The sequence below is a fragment of the Haemophilus haemolyticus genome (genome assembly GCF_001008275.1).
Taxonomy (GTDB): domain Bacteria; phylum Pseudomonadota; class Gammaproteobacteria; order Enterobacterales; family Pasteurellaceae; genus Haemophilus; species Haemophilus haemolyticus_P.
This window is the reverse complement of the sequence record NZ_LCTH01000045.1, coordinates 1-6888: the sequence shown is the minus strand read 5'-3', so window position 1 is coordinate 6888 and position 6888 is coordinate 1. Positions and strand designations below refer to the sequence as shown.

At 34.0% G+C, this 6888-nt stretch carries 8 protein-coding genes and 1 pseudogene; 3 read left to right on the top strand and 6 right to left on the bottom strand.

Translation table 11 applies throughout. From position 1 onward, the window contains the following. From htpX to AAX15_RS09725, 6 genes and pseudogenes are all read right to left on the bottom strand, one after another. Positions 1 to 837 (bottom strand): protease HtpX (htpX, locus tag AAX15_RS06950; protein WP_413540592.1); only part of this gene is annotated, 837 nt, incomplete at its 3' end. A 356-nt stretch (positions 838 to 1193) separates the two neighbouring features. Beyond that, positions 1194 to 2330 carry an IS1595 family transposase gene (locus tag AAX15_RS06945; RefSeq protein ID WP_046939720.1) on the bottom strand — a complete coding sequence of 379 codons (1137 nt, stop codon included), beginning with the start codon at positions 2328 to 2330 and terminating at the stop codon, positions 1194 to 1196. A gap of 396 nt (positions 2331 to 2726) precedes the next feature. After that, positions 2727 to 3179, bottom strand: a complete 453-nt coding sequence (locus tag AAX15_RS06940) for a protein-export chaperone SecB (protein WP_046939718.1) — start codon at positions 3177 to 3179, stop codon at positions 2727 to 2729. An 18-nt stretch (positions 3180 to 3197) separates the two neighbouring features. After that, complete coding sequence (locus AAX15_RS06935) at positions 3198 to 3509, bottom strand: hypothetical protein (protein WP_153065052.1); 312 nt, start codon at positions 3507 to 3509, stop codon at positions 3198 to 3200. Then, entirely contained in the window at positions 3487 to 4146 is a 660-nt protein-coding gene (locus tag AAX15_RS06930) for a hypothetical protein (RefSeq protein ID WP_153065053.1), read from the bottom strand. Before AAX15_RS06930 ends, AAX15_RS06935 begins: the two co-directional genes overlap by 23 nt. Positions 4147 to 4576: 430 nt before the next feature. Continuing rightward, positions 4577 to 4748 (bottom strand): annotated as a pseudogene (locus AAX15_RS09725) (OmpA family protein); the annotation flags it as partial. A 93-nt stretch (positions 4749 to 4841) separates the two neighbouring features. Between AAX15_RS09725 and AAX15_RS06925 the strand changes: the two are divergent. Genes AAX15_RS06925 through AAX15_RS06915 form a run of 3 tightly spaced genes read left to right on the top strand, consistent with a single transcriptional unit; the run spans position 4842 to position 6856 of the window. Next, positions 4842 to 5132: a PAAR domain-containing protein gene (locus AAX15_RS06925; RefSeq protein ID WP_046939712.1), complete on the top strand. Its 291-nt coding sequence runs from the start codon at positions 4842 to 4844 to the stop codon at positions 5130 to 5132. Beyond that, on the top strand, positions 5101 to 5577 hold the full coding sequence (locus AAX15_RS06920; protein WP_153065054.1) for a hypothetical protein: 477 nt from the start codon (positions 5101 to 5103) through the stop codon (positions 5575 to 5577). Before AAX15_RS06925 ends, AAX15_RS06920 begins: the two co-directional genes overlap by 32 nt. Then, entirely contained in the window at positions 5567 to 6856 is a 1290-nt protein-coding gene (locus AAX15_RS06915) for a DUF6575 domain-containing protein (RefSeq protein WP_046939709.1), read from the top strand. Before AAX15_RS06920 ends, AAX15_RS06915 begins: the two co-directional genes overlap by 11 nt. Positions 6857 to 6888: the final 32 nt, after the last annotated feature.

The window sequence follows — 6888 nt, the reverse complement described above, 5'->3', positions numbered from 1 at the left end:
TTCAATACGCTTTTCGAGTGGCGGATGGCTCATAAAGAGTTCGCTGCGTTTACCATTAATCATAAAGGCATTTAAAGAACCTTCGAGATTTTGTGGTTCGTGAAGTTGTTGCAAACGTTGCAATGCCATGATCATTTTTTCTTTACCCACTAAACTTGCGGAACCAGCATCTGCACGGAATTCGCGGTAGCGTGAGAACCACATTGCGATAATACTCGCAAGCACACCAAAGAGCATTTCCAATACCATCGAAACCAAGAAATAAATACCTGAACTGCGCGTTTCTTCTCCATTATTGTTACGCGAACTTGCCACCGCCGTTGCAATAACGCGCGATAAGAAAATCACGAAAGTATTCAATACACCTTGCAATAACGCCATCGTCACCATATCGCCGTTGGAAATATGAGAAATTTCGTGCGCTAAAACAGCTTCAGCTTCAGCCTCAGTCATGTTGTTTAATAATCCAGTGCTCACTGCCACCAAAGAATTGCTTTTCGTCGCGCCTGTCGCAAAAGCATTCACATCGGGTGAATGATAAATCGCCACGTCTGGTATGGGAATACCTGCTTTCTGTGCTTGGCGACTAACGGTATCAATTAACCAACGTTCAGTTTGATTACGAGGTTGAATAATGACCTCTCCATCTACAGAACGTAATGCCATCGTTTTAGACAGGAATAATGAAATTAATGAGCCAGCAAAACCAAATAACAACGCCATAATTAAAATGCCGCCGGTGCTATTTCCTGCAATACCAGTCACACTTAAAATAATACCTAATACCAGCATTACAGCCATATTGGTTGCCAAGAAAAGAAGAATACGCATCATAATGTGTTCTCTCAAAGTTAGGGTTAAGTATTTCCTTAGTGGGGAAAATTCACAAAAAATTCAAGGTGTAATGTAAAATTTTTGTTATCAGCATACAAACAAAAAGTGCGGTCAAAAACATCGGTATTATGTAGCAGTTGCACAAAGTCCGAAAATTGACTAATTTACCGCATAAATTTGAATGCCTTTCCGAATGAAAATTGTGAAAGGCATTTCTTTTACCTCAAATTCTAACTTCAACCTCGCAATTTTTCACATCAATTTTCCATTTTTTCAAACTCAAGGCGGAGATATTCCGCTCAACCTTCATTCGGGTAAGCTATTTCTTTCTATCTAAGTCTATTCGCGTCTATAAGATTCTATGCTGCCATCAGAATTTCATCGTATGCAGCTTGTTCTTCAAGTCGCTTAAAGTAGTGGGATGAAATTTCGTTAGGTGCAAAGGCTTTCATACCGAGAAGCTCACCTTCGCGATGATTACCCTGCCAATAACCAACCCATTCTTTGAATGGCAGAACCCATAAACAACGTTTGAGGACATCTTCAAAAAGTTTCCCGTTAGATTCTCGGCGGTTATCTGAAAAGAATGCGGCTTGATTAGCATAGTGCAAGGCATATTTATTATCGACTTTATGATGTGTGCCACGCATTAAATCACGCATTCTGGCATTAAAGGATTCTGCTAGATTGTTGTTTACACCTTTCGCACTATAAGCCTCTTGATGATTCACCGACCAACGGGTGTAATGAAAATCAAGACTTTTATAAGCAGGGTTTTCATCACACATAATATCACTGCCTGCTTTGACAAAGCGTTGATTTAATGCAAAAACAGTATCCGCATTTTCAGTATAATCCATTGCAACAATGGTACGATTTGCTCCAGATATATTACTATCATTTGCAGCACGTTGTGTAATAGCAAATAGACAACGTTTAGTCGTTCTAAATTTAGGATATTTGCGACCTTTCTCATCAGCTTTCTGACGTTGTTTATGATTATTTTTACGAAAATTAGTTGGGCGCAGGGTAAAGTTGATCCACATTCCATCTTCGTGAATTTCGCCTGACAATGAACTCAAATCGCGCGTTTTAAATAAAGCTTCGCGAACTTTCCCACAAAGTACAAATGCCGTTTTGTAGTTCAAATTAAGATGACGACTAACATCAATCGCACTAATGCCTTTTGAGCTATTTATCATCATTAAGATGACAGCAAGAATATCGACTAAATCAACTTTATGAAAGGCAAAGGCTGTATTTGTTGTAATATAAAAATGGCGTTTGCTATGTTTACAACACCAACGTTTACGAGAAGGAAGGAAATAGGCTTCGTGGCGAATATCACAATACGGACAGCATACATCACGAACATTATTAGGGTTTCCCCAACGGTGAGTTTTTAAAAGGTGAAAAGCATCTTCTTCTGTAAGGCGTAAAATATCTTTTAAATTGATGTTTTTTGATTTGCTTGAAAGTAAATAATGTTGAGCCATTGCGAATTTCCTTGTGTAGTACAAGGCATTCGAGATTTGCTAAACGCCAGACACAAAAAAGCGCCCATCTGAAAAATTCAGATCGGCTCAAAGCGTTTATGCCTCGAATACCGTTACCCACAAGGAACTTGTGGAAGGCTCATTTAAAATGAGTGAAATTGCGATTGTTAAAACAGGAAATTTACAAGATGAAATTTGCTGCCACCTAAACATTCGCTACACACCTGTTAATATGTATTAATTGGTGATTGAATAAAGTTGCATTCTTTGGCTGATTGTATAATTTGTTAGGAAAATTTATCTTTGTGAATCAGCATTAAATGTAGTCCTTTAAAAGAATTTAATCAAACAAAAAAGCAACCCTTTTTGGAGTTGCTTTTAGTTCCCAAAAGAAACTTAGTTATTTTTTACTATTTTAAAAGTTGGAACTGATAACAAAGGTAAAATAGCCGTTGCATCTTTATTAATTCTATTCGTTAAAGAATACGCAGCTTCCCTTGCATAGCTATAAAGAACTAAAGGTGCATTACTATTTGCCCAAGTTTCAATTTTATCTATTGGAAAAGAGTTTTCATCAACTTTAAAGATCCCTTCAACTGTAACCTCCAACCAATATTCACTATCAGTCATTTTTAATGGTTGCGAAATCTCATCATATTCATAACCAATAGAGATATTTAATTTAACCCCAATTATATGTTGAGAATGATCATAATCAGAATGAGCAAATCGCATTTTAAATAAATGAGAACTTTCCTCTTGATTATCGTTAGACTTTGATTGATTGATCTCAATACTTAATTTTTTATATGAAACATTAACTAATTGAATAGGGTGTTTATCATACATATAGTAACTCACAAAAAATTACGCAGCAATCGCATATAGTTCATCATTTATACACAATAACGGTAACTCATTACCGTATGTCATTTCAGAATTTAACTGTTTACTTTGATTCCAAGTATACTCCATAGCTTTCTGAATACTTTGAATAAAAATACTAGGTAACTCAAAGTCAACCAAATCTTCTTCAGATTCTAGTAACTTATAACAATAATCTAAAGATAATGCTTGTGCTAACCCTGTTTCTTCGGGCTGACCGATAAATTTTTCTAATTCATCAATAGACATTGAGCCTAATAATGAATAGAAATCATGATTTTGTTTGACTTTCATAATACTCATATACATTCTCACCTATTCTAACGACCATCTCAATATTAATTAATGAGCCATCTCTAACAACATAACAGTCGGCTTTATTTAAGTTAACCCAATGACAATAAACCTGATCTAAATTATATATTTCTTTATAACTCATAGGTGTTTCTGTTTCCACTTGAATTATTTTAATATTTCTATTTTCTAATTTTTCTATAAATTTAATAAATAAATCACAAACCTTAGAAAATTCTACTAACAATAACCTTTTATCATTTTTAATCTTTTGTAATTTCTCTTTATATTTATCAAGAAAGCTTAGAAACTTATGTGATACATCTAATTCTTTAAAATCCAGATAGTTAGATTGCTCAGCCTTTAAATTGATAATAACTACAACTATGGAATCATCATTATCAACTTTATAAATATGCTCTTTTTTTCTGTCATGAGCAAAGCAAGCACCTAGCATTACATCGTGCCTTGGTTTTGATTTTACCATCTCGTCGGAAGATGCCCACAAATAAATACCACCACCATGTCTCCCATAGTTGGGTATAAATCCTGTCTTTTTTATCTGCAAACTACGCGAAAAAGATGTTCCATGAGTACCCTTTAAATCTAAATAAACTTTTTCTTGTTCAGCACGCATAACCACATAAACATCATAGTTAAAAGTGTATTTTATAGTTGAATTATAACATAAAATATCCTAAAAGCCATTTTAGATAGCAAAAAAGCACCACGGTAGGTGCTTTGAACAAAGGTAATGAACAAGATCTTCAAAGCTATTAAGCTAAAAAGTTGGTTTGCAGATTACTGCAAATTCTGTGCTGGCAATACTGGATCTAGATTACCAGTAATGTTCGGGCTGTATGGATAATTTGTATCGTAAAGCGGAGCTGGACCAATTGGACCTGCGACTTTTTCGCTACTACCTGAGTTAAGCTATGTGCCTTGTGTTTTACCATCACACGACGCTTCTGGCTTAAGCGTTCTTTGGCAGCTTGGTTGTTGCCTTCAATGGTTGCAGTTTTCACATTTAAGATGTAGAGCTTATTAGCCAGCTCTACAAATATTTATTTTCCTTCTGCTTTTAAATCCGTCTTATCAAAATCAAACAAGAAGTCTGAACTTAAATTGAATGTGTGCTCAGCATTGCACCCATTCAGGAACTAGAACTAGAAAAAGCCCTCAGCGTTTATATTGGTGTCGAACAGGACTTTGTATTGATACTTTATTCACACCGTTTTTATAGCTCTTTGACGATGATTAGTCAAAAATAATGTATTGTCCTATTTTACTTAACTGGTTATATTGTCAAAAATTTTGGTTAACAGATAGATTATGGTAATTAGAAGAGTTATTATTGGCGATAAAACAACTCATGGCGGAATCGTACTACAAGGTAGCCATAGCATGTTTGCTGATGGTAAAAATGCAGCAGTAGAAGGGAGTTTAGTCGCTTGTCCGCAATGCAAGAGTAACTTTCCTATTATTGAAGGTTCTCCATTTATGCGTTCTAATGGTAAACGTGTAGCGTTAGAAGGAATAAAAACCGCTTGTGGTGCTGAACTAATCGCTTCACAAAATAAAATGAAGATAGATGATGGTTTTAGCTCAGATCACTACATATAGAATAAAAGAAACAATAAGTAAAAATTTAAGGAATACATTGATGACTATAACTAAGAATTTTCCTAGCGATTATCCTGAAGACATTATTGTACCGCCATCGGATGCGACTGAAGTAGATATTTTGTTATATCGTATGGTTACAAAAACTTCCCCTGATGAAAATGATTTTTTGCCAACCTACAAAGATCCAGAACAAAAGAGAATATTTGAAAAAAATAGGGATGATCCTAATGCATATGGGACTTCATTCAGAGGAAATAAAGAAGATTTAATAGAAATCATCTCTCGACATTCAGAGAGGTTTGAAAATAAACTCATGTGTGAGTGTGATATTCTAGCCATTCAAGGTGTAGTGAAACAAACTGGTAAACCTAGTCATCATACAGTTTGGTTTTATAGTGGTGAGTATCCAAAATCTTGTAGGATCATAGAAAATGACGAATAAAAATTTATTGTTTGTGAATAATCCTAAATTTGGTAAATTAAATTATCATAATGTTTATACATATTACGATGAACCGTTAATGTTTAGTGCAAAGAACGAGTTTGGTCATATTTATTTTTGCTATAGTTTAGGTTGTGATAAGACACATGATAGGTGGCTAATTATTCCAACGACACCTGAACATATTAATAGATTTGAGCAAAAAGATATTTCTATATCATCAATGATAAGAGGTTCATTAAAAGGAAAAATCACATATTTATTAAAGTTTGATTTAGATAATCTTGAGCAATCATTATCTTTATTAGAAGAAGGTGATTTTAACTATAAATTACCAAATGATGATCTTTTTATTCATGAAAATATTAATTATGATGGGACAAGAGACTATACTCATAGAATTAGAATCGCTGTAAATGATAAGTCTAATCAAACCATCTCTATTATCAATAATATTTCAGAGTCATTTGGCTTATTATTAAATAATGCATTTAAGTCCATGTTTAATATTAAAACTAGTTTTCTTTTAAGAGATGCCGTACCTGGTTCTTATGTGCAGCGGGTAAAAACAGAGCTTTCATCTAAAGAAATACAAAAAGAGGATTTATTACCGTTGTTCCATGGGGGATTGGCAAAGCTATCAAATAAAGATGAAATGTCAGAATTAGTGACAAATAATGTATTGGATTTAAAGATAATTCGAGAATTAGTTGATAAGTTATCTAGTTATAAAGCTGATATTCAAGTTATTGATGAAACTACGACTAAAACAGTTTTCAATTTAAAATATGATATAGCTGAACAATTATTACCAATTATTAATAATAAATTAGAAAACCATTTAGATAGCTCAATGGTTCCACAGGCAAATAGCCTTGATTTAGTAAAAAATTATGTAGGTGCTTTGAAGAAGCGTGGTATCGTGACTGTTGATGATTTAACTGGTCTTACAACATCAAGACAAGTACTTTACTACAAGGATGCTTGTCGCATATTAAACCTAATTAAAGATGGATACTTGACCCCACAAGGACAAAGAATAGCAGAGTTGGATGTTCGAAGTGAATGGCTTGCAATAATTAAATCTGAATTTGAGAATTCGTATTGTGGCTATTTATGGATGAAATCACAAAATGTTTCATCAGTGACCGATATTACTAATGAAACATCCGCTATTCAATTTTTAAAAGAAAAAGCTACAGGCTTATCTGAAAATACTAGTGAAAGACGGGCTAGAACGTTAATTAATTGGCTAAGAGAGTTTAAACAGCTCGTTTAATCCTATCTGTCGCTATAGTAATGGCTTCTAAA

What these genes read in the sequence shown, in the direction of transcription:
- AAX15_RS06940 (WP_046939718.1), bottom strand. Translation starts at nt 3,179, where the DNA reads ATGTATGATAAACACCCTATTCAATTAGTTAATGTTTCATATAAAAAA.
- AAX15_RS06920 (WP_153065054.1), top strand. Translation starts at nt 5,101, where the DNA reads ATGATGGTTTTAGCTCAGATCACTACATATAGAATAAAAGAAACAATA.
- AAX15_RS06945 (WP_046939720.1), bottom strand. Translation starts at nt 2,330, where the DNA reads ATGGCTCAACATTATTTACTTTCAAGCAAATCAAAAAACATCAATTTA.
- AAX15_RS06935 (WP_153065052.1), bottom strand. Translation starts at nt 3,509, where the DNA reads ATGAAAGTCAAACAAAATCATGATTTCTATTCATTATTAGGCTCAATG.
- AAX15_RS06915 (WP_046939709.1), top strand. Translation starts at nt 5,567, where the DNA reads ATGACGAATAAAAATTTATTGTTTGTGAATAATCCTAAATTTGGTAAA.
- AAX15_RS06930 (WP_153065053.1), bottom strand. Translation starts at nt 4,146, where the DNA reads ATGCGTGCTGAACAAGAAAAAGTTTATTTAGATTTAAAGGGTACTCAT.
- AAX15_RS06925 (WP_046939712.1), top strand. Translation starts at nt 4,842, where the DNA reads ATGGTAATTAGAAGAGTTATTATTGGCGATAAAACAACTCATGGCGGA.